The following is an 18791-nucleotide window of genomic DNA, read 5'->3' as shown; positions in this document are numbered from 1 at the left end:
ATAGGATAAGACTGGATTTACACAGTTTCATAGTACCGGAAGACATATAAAACGGGTTGCATAAAGGTGTAACTGAGCCGATATCCAGGTTACGGGTATCGGCTTTTCCCATAATGCCTGATAAAGGGAGGCTGATCGGCAGGAGTAAGAAAAATAAAGTTCATGTTGAATGGTAGAGGGGATGTCAAAATTTGACAAAAAATGCTGGGCGAGTAATATGACGAAAAATGTCTAAAATAAACTATGTAATACTAATGTTTGGGGTTTTGAAACTACATAGTTTGTACCTGTGCGGTCTTCGGTACAAACTTCAGGTGCATAATTATGCACAGGAATGGAGGAAAATATGCTAGAATGTTTACGTAAATTAAATTTACCGGAGTATGTACAGGATATTTTAAATCAGTCACAAGGTGTGGTCATTCCAAAATCAAGAAATGAACTGTTAACTCTTGCTATGGGCGGCGATGAGAACATTACATTCGATATTGATTATGAAGTGGAAGGCAAGGGAAGAGTTTTAGAGGCGACTGCAACCAAATGTAAAAATGGTATTGTAGTAAATTATATGGAAGATTACATGCGCAGACGTGATCCAAACTCCATGCTGATTGCAGATAAGAATCCTACGGATAAGCCAAGATATGAAGATGTTTATCACAAAGATTTCGAGATTCTCAGAATGGATACCTTTGACTGGCTGAAAAATCAGGAACTGATATTTTTCCCATTTAAATCCGGCGGTCTGGAGTATGGTTATGATTCTGTTTTAGTAGCTCCGGCCAACGCAGGATTTTTCGCAGCAGGCCTTGCAGATCTCCAGGGATTTTTAAACATAGACGAAATCACATATGATTTTAAACCGAGAGCAGTCGTTTTTCTCGCACCGCCATTCCGTCATACACATTTTAATGGAAAACAGGTAGTGGTTCATAACCGTCTTCAGGGAATACATGAGGTATATGCCTATAATCTTTATCCAGGTCCAAGTGCTAAAAAAGGTATTTATGGCGTGCTTTTAGACATTGGTGAGGAAGAAGGCTGGGTAACTGCACATGCATCCGCAGTGAAGGTTATCACTCCTTACGACAATGAAATCGTGATTATGCATGAAGGTGCTTCCGGCGGCGGAAAAAGTGAGATGCTGGAAGATATCCATAAAGAGATGGATGGAAGAGTTGTATTAGGAAGAAATACGGTGACAGAAGAGAAGTATTTCTTAAATCTCTCAGAGACCTGTGACTTAATTCCTGTAACGGATGATATGGCACTGTGCCATCCCCAGATGCAGCAGGGCAGTAAGAAGCTGGTTGTAAAGGATGCAGAGTCCTCCTGGTTCTTAAGAGTGGATAATATTAAGCGTTACGGAGCTTCTCCCCAGTATGAAAGAATATTCATTCAGCCGGAAGAGCCATTAATCTTTTTAAACCTTCAGGGAGTACCGGAAGCGACTTGTCTGCCATGGGAGCATACTATGGACAGCACTGGAAAACCATGCCCGAATCCACGGGTAATTCTGCCAAGAAAACTGGTTCCAAACTCCATTGATGAGCCGGTTGAAGTTGATGTGAGAAGCTTTGGAGTCAGAACACCTGCCTGTACAAAGGCAACTCCGTCATACGGAATTATGGGTATTATGCATATCCTTCCTCCTGCTCTTGCATGGCTTTGGCGTCTGGTAGCACCAAGAGGCTACAACAACCCAAGTATCATTGACTCCCAGGGAATGACCAGCGAAGGAGTGGGCTCCTACTGGCCATTTGCAACAGGTAAGATGGTAACACAGGCAAATCTTCTTCTGGATCAGATATTACAGTCTACCAATACCCGCTATGTTCTGATTCCCAATCAGCATATCGGAGCGTATGAAGTGAGCTTTATGCCTGAGTGGATCTCCAGAGAATATATTGCACGCCGCGGAAGCGCGAAGTTCAAGCCAGAGCATCTGGTAGAAGCCCGCTGTCCTCTGTTGGGATTTGGTCTTGATTCATTAAAGATTGACGGACAATATATCAGAAGAGCATTCTTAAGACCGGAGACACAGCAGGAAGTGGGAATCGAAGGCTACGATGCAGGTGCCGCAATCTTAACTGAGTTCTTCAGACAGGAACTGGTTAAATACAATACAGATGACTTAAATCCGTTAGGAAAACAGATTATCGAGATGTTCATGAAGGGCGCAACGGTTCAGGATTATCTTGAAATTATGCCTATGAGATATTAAAAAAATGACACGCAGCTCTATAGATGAGGTTCATCTATAGAGCTGCGCTTCTTTTTGTCATTTATTATTTCTTTCGTATCTGATTCTGCCAGGACACTTTTCAGGACTAATCCGCCACATACAGATTTTGCAATGAAGGCAGGCCCCTGTGTCTTTCCCATTCCTGGCATCATTTGCCCAGTTGGGATTAACCAAAGTTCCCCGTCCGATATTAACCATATCGATACCGGTTGCAGTTAATATTTTATCGGCCTGCTCTGGGGAAATGATTTCTCCCACGGTGAAAACCGGAATAGAGACCTGTTTCCTGATTTCCTGGGCTGCGTAAATTAAGTCCGTAAACGGGTAGTTATCCGGCTTAAATGGGTCTGAGAGCTGCATAAATCCAAAAGAAATGTTGAGAAAATCAATCCCGGCTTCCTGAAAAATCAGGGCATGATCAATCCCATCGGCCAGTGTGGGCTCGAATGCACCCAGCCGCATTCCCACGATAAAAGAATCAGGTGTCCGTTTCCGGATCTCTCTGATTATCTCCAGAGCAAACAGCGCCGGATTATTCCCATATTCATCATTTCGCACGTTCACCCGGCTGTTTAAGAACTGACTGATTAAATAGTTGTGGCATCCGTGAAGCTCCACACCATCATAACCTGCCTGATATGCCCGTACTGCAGCATCTGCAAAAGAGTTCTGAATCCGGTGCAATTCCAAATGTGTGAGTGCTCTGGATTTTTTCATGGTTCCCTTCACCATACACTGGATATCACTGGGGCAGACGGTTTCTTCCATAAAGCCGAAGACGCCGCCGTGATGAATCTGTACAAAGATCGGTGTCCCTGTTTCATGAACCGCATTTGTGATTCTTTTCAGTCCTTCGATCTGTCCGTCTTCCCAGATTCCAATCTGTGAATCACAGAGTCTTCCGTCCTTTTCCACACAGGTAGCCTCCTGAATGATGAGTCCCGGTCCGCCCTGGGCGAATTTGCGGTAATGCTCTACCTGAATATCAGTTACATAGCTTGTGTCATCGGTACGGTTGTAGATTACCATGGGAGGTATGGCGATTCTGTTTTTTACCTCCAGATTTCGAATCTTCATAGGATTAAATAATTTGTTCATTGATGATCTCCTTTTTATAATTATGATTATATCCATTGTCAGTCAGAAAGTAAAGAAGGGCGATGAGCGGCATGGCCATCCCTATGAGAGAAGCACCAAACCAGCTTGCATGTGCATAAGCCCAGCCGCCCAGAAAAGAGCCAAGCGCTCCTCCGGTGAAGAAAACTGCCATAAATATGCCATTCATTCTTCCCCGGGTCTGATCACCCAGTTCGTAAATTGCCTTTTGGCTCAGTACCAGGTTTCCCGAAACAGCCATATCAAGAAGAAGTGCAGCTGCCAGAAAGACCATAAGGGAGATTCTGGTGGGAGTTAAGATCCCGTGGGTGAGCAGGAAGGCCGCCGATGCAGTGAGGAAGGCCAGGAGGGTAAGTGGTTTTGTGAACCCTTTGTCAGCCAGCTTTCCGGCAACAGGGGATACCGCCGCTCCCCCCACACCAGCCAGAGAAAATAATGCAATCCCGGTCTGGGTCAGATGATAATGTTCTTCCAGCCACATGGGAGCCACAGTCCAGAAAAGACTGAAAGAGCAAAAGAGACAGGCCTGATACACCGCCCTGCGCTTTAGTACAGGTGTGTGAATTAATAGCGGTAACAAGGAGGCGATCAGACTGCGGTATGACTGATTCTTCCGGGGACTGCGGGAAGGAAGCAGATACACCAGTAAAACTGCAATGACTGCCATAATACCGGCAGATAAAAGAAATACGCTCCGCCAGCCGGTAAATTGGGCAAGCAGGCTGGAAAGCGGGCGTGCTGCCATAATACCAAGCAAAAGTCCGCTCATGACATTGCCCACCATACGTCCCTGCTCCTTTGCCGGAACCAGCGAGGCTGAGTAGGGAACTAATACCTGCGCGGATACAGAACCAAAACCGGTCAGGCAGGCTGCAAAAAGAAACAGGCCGGCATGATGAGTGAGAGCACTAATGAGCAGTCCGCAGGCAGCCGTCATCAGGCCTAAGCTGGTTAAAAGCCGATTTTCAGCCATATCGCTGAAAGGTACGATAAAAAGAAGTCCAATTACGTATCCCAGCTGAGTCATGGTGACAATAAGCCCTGTCATTGATCTGGGCATGGAGAGGGAATTGCCGATCAATCCAGCAAGAGGCTGTGCGTAATATAAATTTGCGGCAATCAAACCGCAGGATGCAGCCAGCAGGAATACCAGCCACAGAGGAGATTGATTTTTGTTCGTTTTACTTTCTTTCATAAAGAGACCTCATTTCTCTCGAATTATATAAACTGTACGTATCGTTTAGTAATTAAATCTTAATCCTATTTTTTATAAATGTCAATGGATTTTCCTTGAAAAAAATAAACGAAAGATATATAATAAACGAAACGTTCATTATATAAAATCGCTAATAGAAAGGACAATAACGCAATATGGCAGGCAAAGGAAGACCGCGCAGTGAATCAACAGAGAAAGCAATCCTTAATTCCGCCCACACGCTGGTGACAGACCATGGATTTCAGGCTGTTACAATAGAAGGGATTGCCAAGCATGCAGGTGTGAGCAAAGCAACGATTTATAAATGGTGGCCTAATAAGGCAGCTGTAGTGGCAGACAGCTTTTTCACAACTCTAAAGGAGCAGTATCCTGTGCCGGATACCGGTTCGGTAATAGAAGATCTGGTAATCCAGATCAGCAATCTTTCTTCGTTCCTGGCATCGGATGAAGGACGGATTATAAGGGAATTGATTGCAGAAGGCCAGTCTGACTCTGATGTAGCAGAGGCTTACCAGTCCAGATACTTTTCACCTCGCAGAGAAGTTTCCAGAACGATTCTGGAGCGTGGAGTTGAACGGGGGGAGATGAAGAACGGACTGAATCTGGAATTTTGTGTGGAAATGATTTATGCCCCATTGTTTTACCGGCTTTTAATTACCGGGGAGGGGATTGATGAAGAATTTTTGGGAAGTGTGGTTTCCTGTGTACTGAAAGGGCTTGGGGCGCTTTGAACTCTTTGATGGTAACATTACCCTACTGGGAAAGGTTTTTGCCTGGGAAATGTATGACTGGAGAGACGGAACGATTAAAATGCAGAAAATATGGACATGTGGTTCCCCGGATAATAAAGCATTGACATTGCCCTAGAGGGAAACGCTTATAATTAACTGGTAAAGTTTATATTTGCATGGATCGAGGTGGTATTAAATGGGAAATGAATATGGAGCTTCACCAGAACAGGGAGAGCAGATCCGTATCGTTCAGGAAACAGTGGCCGGAAGAGAAATTACTCTGGCTCATATTATCGGAGGACCGCTGCCAGTGGTATATCGTAAGCTGGGTTTAAATCCGGAAATTGATTACCGTTCCTCTGCTATCGGAATTATGAATATGACTCCTCCGGAGTCGGCAGTCATTGCATCCGATATTGCGGTAAAGAGCGGAAATATTGATCTGGGATTTGCTGACCGGTTCAGCGGCACACTGATTATAACCGGTGAAATCGCTGAGGTTCAGGCTGCGATTACGGAGATCGTACAGTATTTTCATGATGAACTTGGGTATGTGACCTGTCAGATTACAAAGCGGTGATAAGATGAAAAAATTGTTTTTATGCGGAAGAAGCGAAGCAGGCAAGACTTCTCTGACCCAGGCATTAAAGGGAGAACCGGTGGTTTATCATAAGACTCAGTATGTCAATCACTGGGATGTTACCATTGATACACCGGGAGAATACGTGGAAAATAAGAATATATCCATGCAGGCTCTCTGCTGTTTTTCTTATGAGTCAGATGTCATTGGCCTGCTGTGCGGGGCAGATGAGCCCTTTAATCTCTTTCCGCCGGGGATTATCAATGCCTGCAACCGGCCTATGATTGGTATCATAACCAAAATAGATGCTCCCGGGGCGAAGGTTGCCATGGTGCGGCAGTGGCTGGAGGAAGCCGGATGCGAACGGATTTTTCCAGTCAGCAGTATCACCGGGGAAGGTATTGCCTTACTAAAGGAATATTTAGGGGAAGAGAAAAAAGGATAAACCCAGAAAGGGTGTGTTTAAATGACAGAAAAGCGGCCTGATCAGGAAGCATTGCAGCAGATTTTAGGAAAAACACACAGACACGGGGGAAATGAGCAGATGCGTGTGGTGAAAGTCTCCGTTTCCGGGAAAGAAATATCAATGGCCCATGTCATCGGAGTTTCCGAACCTTCTGTATATAAGAATCTGGGCCTGGACATAGGAACCCATGCAGGAGAGGACTTTAAGGGAATGTCAATCGGCACCATTCATATGTCCCCTCCGGAATCCACAGTTATTGCAGCAGATATTGCAGTAAAAGCCGGGTACGTGGAACTGGGATTCCTGGACCGGTTCAGCGGTACCCTGATTTTGACTGGTCCTTTGGAGGAAGTGAAAACTGCTGTGTTTGAGATTATGAAATATTTTCGTGAAGAGTTACAGTATAAGGCCTGTCCTGTTACAGTAAGATAGTATAAAAGCGGTTCTGCAGGGAGTAAGGATGCAGGGCCGCTTTTTCTGTTAAAATCACTCCACAAAAACCGCCAGCCCATCCGCCCGGATTAAATCCTTTAACTCTTCCAGATAATTTCGGGCAAATATACTTAAGTGTATCTTTGGATTTTCAATCCAGCCGATTCTCATACATTCCGAGGTAATAAGAGGAACGGCAATGATATTATCTCCATTTAAGTTGCTGTTTAAGATTCCACTGCAGATGGTATAGCCATTCAGGCCAATTAGTAAATTAAATAACGTAGCCCGGTCACTGACGTAGATGATTTTCTTTCTTGGAACAGTACTTAATATCTCCTCGGAAAAATAAAAGGAGTTATTTTCCCCCTGTTCAAAAGCCAGAAACGGATAGGGCATTAAATCCTCCATTGTAACAGATAAGCGACTGGAGAGAGGATGGGATGAACTGATAAATACATGGGGAGAAGCTTCAAACAATGGATGAAAGATCAGTCCGCTGTCTTTAAAAAGTTTTTCAAGTACCTTCTCATTGAAATCATTTAAATAAACAATACCAAGCTCACTTCTGAAATTTTTTACATCTTCAATGATCTCAAACGTTCTTGTTTCCCGTAAAGTGAATTCATATTCGTCATTATCCTGCCTTTCCACCAGATTGACAAAAGCATTCACAGCAAAAGCGTAATGCTGGGTGGATATGGAGCAGATCCGTTTTGCCGGAGTTTTTTTCAAATAATGCTGTTCCAGTAAATCAGCCTGTTCCAGAACCTGCCTTGCATAGGAAAGAAATTCACTTCCGTCTGAGGAAAGAGAGATCCCCTTTGGATTTCTGTTAAATATGGTGATGCCGTATTCCTGTTCCAGTTCTTTCACTGCATTGGAAAGGCTAGGCTGGGTGATGAAAAGCTGTTTTGCAGCCTCTGAAATAGAGCCGCAGTTTACGATGGTGATGATATAGCGAAGCTGCTGAAGCGTCATTGCAACAGATTCCTTTCTTTTTCGTTCTGTTTTTATTCTAACACAAAGTGATATAGTTTAAAACTATATCAGGTCATAAAAATATAGAATTTTACACCTCCCCCTTTATCCGTTAAAATAAAGAAAAACAAGGCAGGTAAAAAGAGAGGAGAGTAATAGTATGACACAGTTGAAAAAAAGAGCACCATTTAAATTTGATATAGTAGGAAGTTTTTTGCGTCCCGATTATTTAAAAGAGGCAAGAGAGGGCTGGAAAAATGGAACCGTCACAGAGGAAGAATTAAGAAAGACTGAGGACAGAGCCATTACAGAGCTGATCGAAAAGCAAAAAGAGGCAGGACTTCCCGTCATAACAGATGGAGAGTTTCGCAGAAGCTGGTGGCATCTGGATTTCATGTGGGGGCTTCAGGGTGTTAAAAAACTGGAAGTAGAACGTGGCTATGCGTTTCATGACGAAGTTACCAGAGGAGAATCCGCCGGTCTGAGCGGGAAAATCTCTGGGGAAAATCACCCCTTTGTAGAGCATTTTAAATTTGTGAAGCTGTTTGAGGATGATTTAGTTACTGCAAGACAGACCATACCGGCACCAGCCCAGTTTCTGGCTGAACTGGAGCGTGGAGATAATCTGGAACAGACAAAGTCTTACTATTCGGACGAAGAAGAACTGATCCGGGATATTGCATCTGCTTATCACACCGTACTCATTGATCTGTATGAAGCAGGATGCAGAAATGTCCAGTTTGACGACTGTACCTGGGGAATGTTCTGTGACACAAAGTATTGGAAAGCCAGACAGAAGGGATCAAAATCTGTGACTTCCGAGGCAGAAAAGTATGTGAGACTGAACAATCTGGCGATGGAAAATCTGCCGGAAGATCTGGTAATCAATACCCACGTATGCAGAGGCAATTATCATTCCACCTGGGCTTCCTCCGGCGGATATGCCCCCATTGCCCCCCATTTATTTGGAAAAGAAAATGTCTCAGCTTACTACCTGGAATTTGATGACGAACGTTCGGGAGATTTCGAACCCCTTCATTATGTGGATGGGGATAAGCAGGTAGTCCTTGGACTGATTACAACCAAATCTCCGGATTTAGAAGAAAAGTCACGGATCATTGAGCAAATCCGCAAGGCTTCCCGCTATATCCCCCTGGACCGCTTATCATTAAGTCCCCAATGTGGTTTTGCATCAACGGAAGAGGGAAATAAACTGACAGAAGAGGAGCAGTGGGAAAAAATAAAACTGGTAAAAGAAATTTCAGAAGAGGTCTGGTAAAATTAACTTTAAAATGGTATTGTTGTTTGAGACATAAAAACAACAGTACCATTTTTAGTTTGGCAAAGGAGGGCACATCATGAATGTACAGATATTCGGAACCAAAAAATGTTTTGATACGAAAAAAGCGGAACGTTATTTTAAAGAGCGTAAAATTTCGTATCAGTTGATTGATATGAAGGAAAAAGGGATGAGCAAAGGGGAGTATAACAGTGTGAGGCAGGCGGTGGGCGGTACGGATGCCATGCTTGATGAGAATTGCCGGAATCAGGATATTCTGGCTCTTATCAGATACATTGCTCCTGAGGATAAAGATGATAAGATTTTAGAAAACCAGGAAGTGTTGAAAACACCCATTGTCAGAAATGGAAAACAGGCAACAATCGGTTATCAGCCTGATACGTGGAAAGACTGGAAATAAAACTGACGGATAGAATACGGTTGCCAGATCATCTTGACATTATGGATAAAATTACTTAAAATTAAGAAAACTACAAAAAGGAGCGGCATAACATGAAAACGGAAAAAAATCAAAGATGGGTATTCAATCAGGATATTGAAGGAGAGAAAGCAGGAGACGGTGTTGTCAGAAAGGTTCTGGCATACTGTGACGGCATGATGTGTGTGGAGAATCATTTCGAACAGGGAGCCATTGGCAAGATGCATAATCACCCCCATACACAGATTACATATGTGGCCAGCGGTGCCTTTGAATTTACCATCGGTGACGAAGTAAAGACAGTTAAGGCCGGAGATACTTTATTAAAACAGGATGGAGTGATGCATGGCTGTGTATGCTTAGAAAAAGGAATTCTGGTTGATATTTTCACCCCAATGAGAGAAGATTTTATATCATAAAGCGTTATAAAGAGATCTGTATTTTGCCTGAATCATGGCAGAGACAGATCTTTTTCCTCTTTTCGGATCAAAATGGATTGTCTAAAGTGACATGGTCACGGAAAAATTGGAAAAAATCTGTTAAGATTTAGAAAAAAACATGGAGGAAGCAATGACGTTACAAAAAAACAAGAGGTATGCAGTTGTAGATGAGACCCATTGTGTCGCCTGCGGCAGCTGTATGAAAGTGTGTCCGAAAGGAGCCATTACAATACCATGTGGGATCACAGCAAAAATAGACACGGAAAGATGTGTTGGCTGTGGTTTGTGTGCAAAGGCCTGTCCGGCATCAGTGATTCATATTGAAATGCCAAAAAGGGGGGAAGAAGATGGGAATGAATAAGAAAAAAAAATGGTATGATTATCTTTGGCTGGCATCTTTGCTCTATCTGATTCTGGGATTTTTTAATATTCTTTTTGCCTGGCTGGGACTCCTTTGTTTCCTGATTCCATTGGGAATCTCTGCAGTTAAGGGAAATAAAACCTATTGCAATCATTACTGCGGCAGAGGCCAGCTTCTGGATCTTCTTGGAAACAAACTGAAATTATCGCGAAAAAAAGATATTCCTGCGTTTATAAGAAGCCGTGGATTCCGATATGGATTTCTCATCTTTTTTCTTATCATGTTTGGAAATATGCTGTTTACCACTTATCTGGTTTTTTCAGATGCAGGAAGCTTAAAGCAGGCAGTGCAGCTTTTATGGACCTTTAAACTTCCCTGGCATTTTGCTTATCATGGAACCATAGCAGCGGACTGGGTTGCCCAGTTTGCCTTCGGATTCTACAGCGTCATGCTCACATCCACAGTGCTTGGTATTATTACCATGGTTTTGTATAAACCAAGATCCTGGTGTGTATACTGTCCCATGGGAACCATGACACAGCAGATTTGTAAGTTAAAGGACAAATCATCATAAATCTATTGATAAAAAACATATTATATGCTATAAAAGAAGCACAGAGAAATGTAAGGAGGTGACAGGGATGGCAAAGTATGTTTGTGAACCATGTGGATACGTATATGATCCGGAAATCGGTGATCCTGATTCTGGTATTGAGCCAGGCACTGCATTTGAGGATATTCCGGAGGATTGGGTTTGTCCAGTATGCGGAGTTGGTAAAGATATGTTTGTTGAAGAGTAAACCTGCAGTCATCTTTGAACGGCAGACAAGCCTTCAAGCCACAGGCAATTAATTGCCTGGCTTGAAGGCTTTTTTTAATTACTGGTGAAACGCTCAAACAGCCGATTTATATCAACCTGACCGTATCCCCATATATTGTTGGGATAGGTGTTTGCCGGATTTCTCACAGCACCGCTTATCATCAGACGGTTCACGTCATTGCCGGTGAGTCTGGGATAATTTCCCTTTACAATTCCCCATTCAAATACCATGGCAATGATTCCCGCTGCATGGGCAGCAGCAGCTCCCGTTCCGGTTGCGGTTCCGTAAAGGCCTCCCGGCACTGCACAGGTGAGTTCAAAGCCTGGAGCTGCAAGATCGGGTTTTACCTGACCCGTTCTTGTATAGCCTCTTCCTGATTCTGGAAGAATGCTGTCATTTAACTGATTATAGGCAGCTACAGTCAATTGGTGTCTTGCATTCCCTGGTGATGTAATGGTCGTATCCGGACTTGAATCCAGAAAAAAGGTATCATTTGATAAAAGACTACCCGCGGGAAGCCAGGAATGAAAGGAAAAAGCCTCATTTTCCGGACTCTGCGCCCGCAGATACCAGATTCCGGGAAGCGGATTGCTAAAACGCAGAAGAATCACCTGTTCCCCTGTCTCCTCTTCAAAAATAATATTATTCACATAGATTGTGGTCTTATTAAAAATAAAGCTGAATTTTCTGCATTGGTTTAATCCCGGATAAACAGGCTGGGTAGATTCACGGTTGGGAGAGGAGATATCGATGGAAAGTCTGGCAGGTGCATAAGTCCAGATTTCCATGGCAAATAAAGTGTCACTGCTACCGACTCTCAGCTCGATGTCATTGTAGTAAGGGGCAACCAGAGTGGAATTGTAGTAGTGACGCTGACTGTTTCCCTCATTGCCGGCAGCAACGGAGATCCCATTGCCGGGAAGGAGGGCCAGATGGTCTAAATAAGCGCTGGTTGCACCTCTTCCGTCATGACCACCCTGATTGCTTGCGAGAGCAATGCAAATGACTACAGGACGGTTAAAGAGGGAAGCAACTGTAACGGCATAGCGAATGCCAAGAATTAAATCGGATTCCTGATAGCAGTTTGCATTTTCAGGGGCAAAGGATACTTTTTTCAGAACAGGCTTTGCTTCCTTTAACTTAACAATCACCAGATCAGATTGTGGAACAACTCCGCTAAACCCCTGCTGTTCATTGGGGGAGCCAGCCAGAATACTGGCAATTGCAGTTCCGTGTCCCAGCACATCGGTAGTGGGAACAACACTGAGAGGGTCTGGTGACTTAAGGGCAGCATTAATCTGTTCCCTGCTGTATTCAGTGCCAAAGGTAAATTCATTGGGGATGGTGCCTGACTGATCGGTCTGATCCCACATGGTAAGAATCCGGGAAGTGCCGTCATTAAAAAGAAATGCCGGGTGACGGTAATCAATCCCAGTATCAATGACCGCTACCAATACCCCCTGCCCGTATAAAGCCAGAAAGGGATTTGTCTGTACTGTAGTAACTCCCGATTTTTCCAGGCTTATGGTTGAGGCAAGGGTGTAAAGGGTAGGAAAGCTGCTATAAGAATGCTTTCCAAGGTCACAGGGATCTCCGTTGCCGGCGGGGATATGAAGCAGAGAGTTCTGTCTGTTTAAATAGGTGATATTATCACCGGTATCATAGGTTGGAGCCAGGGCGGTGCTGATCATTAGATCATAATAACTGTTATCCAGAATTTTTGACAAACCTGTTCCTCCCTGCCAGTTTGGGCCGTAACTTATGATATATTTTATGCAGGAAGGCAGGGATTATGAGCTCTTAGTTGCTAGGTGGTGCCGAAACAGTAGCAGTGTCCGTTGTAAAAGTGGACTTTCCAGCTTTGTTTAAATATTCAATGATACCTTTGGCGTCAGCCTCTCCCAGTTTCTTTAACTGCTCGTCGGTGGAGAGAAATCCGGTTAAGTCGCTGATGTAGTTGATGTATCCATGTTCAATGATAAAGCCACGGAGACCGTACATCTGGGAATATCGGGGGATTGCATAGTAATCAGCGATACTTCCATCTGGATATAAGGTTCCGTTTTTGGAATCCTGAAGAATTAATCCTCTGTTGTGAAGCCCAAGGCCGGTAAGCTGGTTTAAAATCGTATTTGCTGCGTCCTGGGACTGAGTCGCGACGTCATTGTTAAAACGTCCGGTTCTGGGAGACATGGAACTGGCGCCGTAAGCGTTCCTTGTGGTGCCGTTTCCTGCAATGGAATCCACGTGGAGACTGACAAACAAGTCTGCGCGGACGGAAGCCGCAAAGGCAGCCCGCTGATCCAAAGGAACGGTGACTTCGGAACTGTCTTTCGTCATATAAACGGTATAATTGGAATTTTTCTCCAGATATTCTTTCGTATAATTGGCTATTTTCATTGTAATGATATCTTCATAATAGGTAACTCCGTCGTGTTCGAAGTGGCAGCCGGAGTAGTGACCGTCTGTTTTTCCGTGTCCAGGGTCTAAAACAACCACACAGTTGGATTTTAAACTCATTCCAGGACCGATCTCAGGCGCAGCAGCATTGTTTACCGGCGGAGCAAAGGCAGGCCCGGATTCTTCTTCCGCTTTTGCTGTGAAAACAACAGAAGATGAGAACAGGGCTGCAAGCATTATGACACCGGTAGTACGTTTGAAAATCTGATTAAAACGAAACATGATATATCCTCCTGAGCAATGGCATTTTGCCCCATATTATAGCACTAATTGTCATAATCTGCAAATGGTATTCTATGAATTTTTCGTCTCATGTGGTAGAATGGGGAGTGTAAAAAAGGAACAGGAGAATTGCTTATGAACTATTACTTTGCCCCCATGGAGGGAATTACAGGATATATTTACAGAAATGCGCATCGTAAGTTTTTCAAGGATGTAGATGTATACTTTACACCTTTTATTGTACCGACCCAGAACTGTGAATTTTCTTCCAGAGAAAAAAATGATATCCTTCCGGAGCATAATGAGGGCGCAAGGACAATTCCCCAAATTATGACCAATCATTGGGAAGGGTTCGTCTGGACCGCTTTGGAACTTAAAAAATATGGATATGATGAGGTAAATCTAAATCTGGGCTGTCCATCTAAAACGGTTGTATCCAAGCAAAGAGGCTCTGGTTTTCTTGCAGTTCCTGATCAGTTAGACCAGTTCCTGGACCGGATCTTTTCGATTGATATGAACATTTCCATCAAAACCAGAATCGGAAAAAACAGTCCGGAGGAATTTTACCGTCTTATGGAAATCTATAACAAGTATCCTGTTAAGGAACTGATTATCCATCCCAGAATTCAAACAGATTTTTACAGGAATACTCCAAACTGGGACATGTTTCAGATGGCAGTCACCGTTAGTAAAAATCCCGTCTGCTATAATGGAGATATATTTACTCCCGGGGCTTATGACCGAATGGTTCAGACATTTCCATCTGCGGACCGGGTAATGCTTGGCAGGGGACTGATTGCCAATCCCATGCTTGCAGGAGAAATAAAAGGACAGGGACGTCTGAAGAAAGAGCAGCTGAGGGCATTTCATGACGAGATTCTTACTGGATATCAGGAAACGATTTTTGGTGACCGCAATCTGCTGTTTAAAATGAAAGAACTGTGGGCTTATATGCTTCAGTCTTTTGAAAACAGCGAAAAGCACGGGAAAAAGATTCAAAAATCCCAGAATCTGTGGGACTACACGTCTGCTGTAAATGCACTTTTTCAGGATCTGGAGTTAAAATCCGCTATGGATTTTCTCCCCCGGTGATTCTTCTGTAAACATAAAAAAACGAATATTTTGTGATCGGATGGTTGAAATTAACAATATCTTGTGGTATATTCATGAATATAGCTTTGATAACAGTTATTGATATTATTATAATGCAATAGAATGGCAGGGATCAGTATGGATGAATTATACGGTAAAAATGAGATATTGGCATACTTTAAAGAAGTACCTGAATTAAGTCCGGTACTTGATGAGATAGAACGGGAATGGAATTCACCGTCATACGGTCTTAACAAGCTTTATATAAAGTTTATGACATTTTTTAAGGAGGACATGCCGATCAGAGAGAGACTTTCTGCACTGATTCAGGCTGCCGTTGAGCTGACGACCCAGGAAGCCTCCGACTGGGAATACGTAAGTGCCAGAATTTATCTGGTTCAATTTGGACGAATCCTGAAAGCAGAGCTTAACAGGCATGGCTTAAAAAACTTCTATGATAAAGTTGCTTATTTAACGGGAGAGAATCTGTACGGAGGCTACATTCTTGAAAATTACAGCGAAGACGAACTTAACCGGTATGAAGCTTATATCGATTATACCAGAGACCGCCTGTTTAATTACTCAGGACTGGAACTGGTATTAAAACGTTACGTAATTCATAGCAGGGAGAATGTTCCCCTTGAAACTCCTCAGGAGATGTTTTTAGGGATTGCCATGCATCTTGCCATGCTGGAAAAGGTGGACCGGGACGGCTGGGTAAAGAAGTTTTATGATATGCTCAGCACATTAAAGGTGACCATGGCAACCCCAACTTTATCCAATGCGAGAAAACCATACCATCAGCTTTCTTCCTGCTTTATAGATACAGTACCGGACAGTCTGGATGGAATTTACCGAAGCATAGACAGCTTTGCCAAGATCAGTAAATTTGGCGGCGGCATGGGACTGTATTTTGGAAAAGTCCGGGCAGCCGGAAGTTCCATACGGGGATTTAAAGGGGCGGCCGGAGGTGTGATCCGTTGGATCAAGCTTGCCAATGATACGGCTGTTGCAGTGGACCAGCTGGGAATGCGCCAGGGTGCGGTAGCAGTGTACTTAGATGTATGGCACAAAGATCTTCCGGAATTTTTAATGCTTAAGACCAATAACGGTGATGACCGCATGAAAGCCCACGATGTTTTCCCTGCAGTCTGCTACCCCGATTTTTTCTGGCGGCAGGCGAAGGAAGATATGGAAAGTAACTGGTATCTGATGTGTCCCCACGAGATACTTACTGTAATGGGCTGGGCATTGGAAGACTGCTGGGGAGATTTGTGGGAGGAACGTTACCTCCAGTGTGTAAATGACGAAAGAATTAATAAGAGAGTTGTCCCGATTAAGGACATGATCCGTCTTGTTTTAAAGAGTGCGGTAGAAACAGGAACTCCATTCACATTTAACCGGGATGCAGTCAATAATTCCAATCCAAACAGCCATAAGGGAATCATCTACTGCAGCAATCTCTGTACGGAAATTGCCCAGAATATGAGCGCAGTGGAACAGGTGGAACAGAGCATGAAGACCGTAGACGGGGAAACGGTTGTAGTAACCGTGACAAAGCCCGGGGATTTTGTTGTCTGTAATCTGGCCAGTTTATCCCTTGGAAAAATAAATGTTAATTCCAAAGAAGAACTAACCGGGCTGGTCCGCAGTGCAGTGCGTGCGCTTGACAATGTCATTGATCTTAACTATTTTCCGGTTCCTTATGCAGAGATTACCAATGAACGATACCGCCCAATCGGTCTTGGAGTTAGCGGCTATCACCATATGCTTGCCAACAACAAAATCGCCTGGGAATCAGAGGAACATCTGACTTTTGCAGATCAGGTTTTTGAGACCATAAATTATGCAGCGGTCGAGGCCAGCTGTGATCTTGCAAGAGAAAAAGGAAGCTATTCGTTCTTTGAAGGAAGCGACTGGCAGACGGGTGCTTATTTTAAGAAACGGGGTTATGAATCCCGTGAGTGGACCGAATTAGGTAAGAAAGTGAATGCATGGGGGATGAGAAACGGCTGGCTGATTGCGATCGCCCCCACCAGCAGTACAAGCATGATTGCAGGGACAACGGCAGGGCTTGATCCGATTATGAGCCGGTACTATCTGGAAGAGAAAAAGAACGGACTGGTTCCAAGGGTTGCGCCTGGACTTACTCCGGATACATTCTGGCTATACAAAAATGCTCATTATATTGACCAGACCTGGTCTGTAAAGGCAGCAGGGGTCAGGCAGCGCCATGTTGACCAGGCCCAGAGCATGAATTTATATATCACCAATGATTATACCTTAAGGCAGGTGCTTGGGCTGTACATTCTGGCGTGGGAATCGGGAGTAAAGACCATTTACTACATCCGCTCCAAAAGCCTTGAAGTGGACGACTGTGAGGCATGCTCCAGCTAAGAAGTTAAGAAAATAAGACAATAAAAAGGAGAGTGGAACCAGAACCCATGGAACAGTTAAAGAAAAGACCTCTATTTAATCCGGAAGGATCCGTGGAAGTAAGAGATCGGCGCATGATCAATGGCAATACCACCAATTTAAATGATTTTAACAACATGAAATACGGCTGGGTAAGTGACTGGTATCGTCAGGCTATGAATAATTTCTGGATACCGGAGGAGATTAATCTGTTAAGAGACAGCAAGGATTATCCTCTTTTAAGTCCGGGTGAGCGCAGGGCGTATGATAAGATTCTATCATTTCTGGTGTTTTTAGACAGCATCCAGACAGCCAACTTACCGGCCATCAGCGAATATATAACAGCCAATGAGATTAATCTCTGTCTGGCAATTCAGACATTTCAGGAGGCAGTTCACAGTCAGAGCTACAGCTATATGCTGGATACCATCTGCGAACCCCAGACAAGAAATGAAGTTTTGTATCAGTGGAAGAATGATCCTCATCTTCTGGCACGAAACACTTTTATCGGAGATCTGTATAATGAATTTCAGAAAGACAAGAGCAGCCGGGCATTTTTAAAAGCAGTAGTTGCCAACTTTATTCTGGAGGGAATCTATTTTTACAGCGGCTTTATGTTCTTCTACAATCTAGGGCGAAATCATAAGATGACAGGCTCCTCACAGGAGATCCGCTATATTAACCGGGATGAGAATACACACCTATGGCTGTTCCGCAACATCATTCTGGAACTGAAAAAGGAAGAACCCCAACTGTTTACTCCGGAATGCGTCAGTGAGTACCGAAGCATGATCAAAGAAGGGTGTGAGCAGGAAATTGCATGGGGAATCTATGCAATTGGAGATGAGGTTCCTGGATTAACAAAGGAAATGATCACAGATTACATCATGTATCTGGGGAATTTCCGGTGTGAAAGTCTTGGCTGGGAGCGGATTTACGAGGGGCATGAAAGAGAGCCGGAGAGTATGTCCTGGGTCAGCCAGTACAGCAACGCAAATTTAATAAAAACTGATTTTTTTGAAGCAAGAAGCACAGCATATGCCAAGAGCAGCGCCCTGATTGACGATCTGTAAATAGAACGCAGTGGATGTTGACATTTATTTTTTTTCGTGATACTATGATAATGCTCGCTTGAAGAGTACCAGTCAGGGGCAGTACTGGTTTCGACAGGGGCTATGCAGCTGGTGAAGCTATCCGTATGCGATGCGTTAAATGGCAAACCTAAATATAAACGCTAACAATAATAAATTAGCTTTAGCTGCTTAATGCAGCTTGTCGGCCTTAGAGCACTCACACTTTAAGATCCCGGCATCGACTATGTGAGAAACGACGTATGCAAAGCTTTGAGTATGCGGACGTATTATGAAGCTACTAAAGCAGCCAGGGTGTTAGTTCCCGGACTGTGGAGGGAATGTCAATGAACTAACTATGATAGTAGAAGAACAGGGAATTGGTTTTTGGACACGGGTTCAAATCCCGTCTGCTCCACTCGAAA

General features: G+C 43.8%; 19 protein-coding genes and 1 other RNA gene. 15 read left to right on the top strand and 5 right to left on the bottom strand.

Annotation, left to right across the window (positions count from 1 at the left end; translation table 11 throughout):
* The first annotated feature begins 346 nt into the window (after positions 1–346).
* Entirely contained in the window at positions 347–2224 is a 1878-nt protein-coding gene (locus ABS301_RS12830) for a DUF4914 family protein (protein WP_349672586.1), read from the top strand.
* Positions 2225–2281: 57 nt separating this feature from the next.
* Here the strand turns inward: ABS301_RS12830 and ABS301_RS12825 are convergent, their stop codons facing one another.
* A complete protein-coding gene (locus ABS301_RS12825) occupies positions 2282–3343 on the bottom strand; it encodes an NADH:flavin oxidoreductase (protein WP_349672585.1) in 1062 nt (353 codons plus the stop codon).
* A complete protein-coding gene (locus ABS301_RS12820) occupies positions 3327–4556 on the bottom strand; it encodes an MFS transporter (protein WP_349672584.1) in 1230 nt (409 codons plus the stop codon). Before ABS301_RS12820 ends, ABS301_RS12825 begins: the two co-directional genes overlap by 17 nt.
* A 176-nt stretch (positions 4557–4732) precedes the next feature.
* Here ABS301_RS12820 and ABS301_RS12815 point away from each other — a divergent pair, with 176 nt between their 5' ends.
* The 4 genes from ABS301_RS12815 (at position 4733) to ABS301_RS12800 (ending at position 6786) form a co-directional block, all read left to right on the top strand.
* On the top strand, positions 4733–5308 hold the full coding sequence (locus tag ABS301_RS12815; RefSeq protein ID WP_349672583.1) for a TetR/AcrR family transcriptional regulator: 576 nt from the start codon (positions 4733–4735) through the stop codon (positions 5306–5308).
* A 196-nt stretch (positions 5309–5504) separates the two neighbouring features.
* Positions 5505–5888 carry a BMC domain-containing protein gene (locus tag ABS301_RS12810; RefSeq protein WP_170819954.1) on the top strand — a complete coding sequence of 128 codons (384 nt, stop codon included), beginning with the start codon at positions 5505–5507 and terminating at the stop codon, positions 5886–5888.
* A 4-nt stretch (positions 5889–5892) separates the two neighbouring features.
* Entirely contained in the window at positions 5893–6333 is a 441-nt protein-coding gene (locus tag ABS301_RS12805; RefSeq protein ID WP_104435711.1) for a EutP/PduV family microcompartment system protein, read from the top strand.
* Positions 6334–6354: 21 nt separating this feature from the next.
* Positions 6355–6786: a BMC domain-containing protein gene (locus ABS301_RS12800; protein WP_104435712.1), complete on the top strand. Its 432-nt coding sequence runs from the start codon at positions 6355–6357 to the stop codon at positions 6784–6786.
* Between the two features lie 54 nt (positions 6787–6840).
* On the opposite strand, the gene ABS301_RS12795 is transcribed toward ABS301_RS12800, so the two are convergent.
* Positions 6841–7767, bottom strand: a complete 927-nt coding sequence (locus ABS301_RS12795) for a LysR family transcriptional regulator (protein ID WP_349672582.1) — start codon at positions 7765–7767, stop codon at positions 6841–6843.
* A 160-nt stretch (positions 7768–7927) separates the two neighbouring features.
* Here ABS301_RS12795 and ABS301_RS12790 point away from each other — a divergent pair, with 160 nt between their 5' ends.
* The 6 genes from ABS301_RS12790 to rd all read left to right on the top strand — a co-directional run bounded on the left by ABS301_RS12790 (position 7928) and on the right by rd (position 11086).
* Positions 7928–9046 carry a 5-methyltetrahydropteroyltriglutamate--homocysteine S-methyltransferase gene (locus ABS301_RS12790; RefSeq protein ID WP_349672581.1) on the top strand — a complete coding sequence of 373 codons (1119 nt, stop codon included), beginning with the start codon at positions 7928–7930 and terminating at the stop codon, positions 9044–9046.
* Positions 9047–9125: 79 nt separating this feature from the next.
* Positions 9126–9467, top strand: coding sequence for an arsenate reductase family protein (locus ABS301_RS12785; RefSeq protein ID WP_349672580.1), 342 nt, complete (start codon positions 9126–9128; stop codon positions 9465–9467).
* A gap of 92 nt (positions 9468–9559) precedes the next feature.
* Entirely contained in the window at positions 9560–9904 is a 345-nt protein-coding gene (locus ABS301_RS12780) for a cupin domain-containing protein (protein ID WP_349666770.1), read from the top strand.
* A gap of 151 nt (positions 9905–10055) precedes the next feature.
* The gene (locus tag ABS301_RS12775) at positions 10056–10286 is read left to right on the top strand and encodes a 4Fe-4S binding protein (protein ID WP_349672579.1); all 231 of its coding nucleotides are present in this window, start codon (positions 10056–10058) and stop codon (positions 10284–10286) included.
* Positions 10279–10860: a 4Fe-4S binding protein gene (locus tag ABS301_RS12770; protein ID WP_349672826.1), complete on the top strand. Its 582-nt coding sequence runs from the start codon at positions 10279–10281 to the stop codon at positions 10858–10860. The genes ABS301_RS12775 and ABS301_RS12770 overlap by 8 nt, the downstream gene beginning before the upstream one ends.
* Before the next feature lie 67 nt (positions 10861–10927).
* Entirely contained in the window at positions 10928–11086 is a 159-nt protein-coding gene (rd, locus tag ABS301_RS12765; RefSeq protein ID WP_104435728.1) for a rubredoxin, read from the top strand.
* A 74-nt stretch (positions 11087–11160) separates the two neighbouring features.
* On the opposite strand, the gene ABS301_RS12760 is transcribed toward rd, so the two are convergent.
* Together ABS301_RS12760 and ABS301_RS12755 are read right to left on the bottom strand one after the other, a co-directional pair.
* On the bottom strand, positions 11161–12834 hold the full coding sequence (locus ABS301_RS12760; protein ID WP_349672578.1) for a S8 family peptidase: 1674 nt from the start codon (positions 12832–12834) through the stop codon (positions 11161–11163).
* A 73-nt stretch (positions 12835–12907) separates the two neighbouring features.
* Positions 12908–13789 (bottom strand): N-acetylmuramoyl-L-alanine amidase family protein, encoded by an 882-nt coding sequence (locus ABS301_RS12755; RefSeq protein ID WP_349672577.1) that lies wholly within the window; start codon positions 13787–13789, stop codon positions 12908–12910.
* 135 nt (positions 13790–13924) lie between these two features.
* On the opposite strand from ABS301_RS12755, the gene ABS301_RS12750 reads away from it, so the two are divergent.
* From ABS301_RS12750 to ssrA, 4 genes are all read left to right on the top strand, one after another.
* A complete protein-coding gene (locus tag ABS301_RS12750; protein WP_349672576.1) occupies positions 13925–14881 on the top strand; it encodes a tRNA dihydrouridine synthase in 957 nt (318 codons plus the stop codon).
* 138 nt (positions 14882–15019) lie between these two features.
* Entirely contained in the window at positions 15020–17278 is a 2259-nt protein-coding gene (locus ABS301_RS12745; RefSeq protein ID WP_349672575.1) for a ribonucleoside-diphosphate reductase subunit alpha, read from the top strand.
* A 47-nt stretch (positions 17279–17325) separates the two neighbouring features.
* A complete protein-coding gene (locus ABS301_RS12740) occupies positions 17326–18369 on the top strand; it encodes a ribonucleotide-diphosphate reductase subunit beta (RefSeq protein ID WP_170820057.1) in 1044 nt (347 codons plus the stop codon).
* A gap of 75 nt (positions 18370–18444) precedes the next feature.
* Positions 18445–18787, top strand: a transfer-messenger RNA (tmRNA) gene (gene ssrA / locus ABS301_RS12735).
* Positions 18788–18791: the final 4 nt, after the last annotated feature.

This window comes from Lacrimispora sp. (genome assembly GCF_031982545.1).
In the GTDB taxonomy this organism is placed as follows: Bacteria; Bacillota; Clostridia; order Lachnospirales; family Lachnospiraceae; genus Lacrimispora.
The sequence above is the reverse complement of the archived record's forward strand: the minus strand, read 5'-3'. Positions and strand labels throughout refer to the sequence as shown.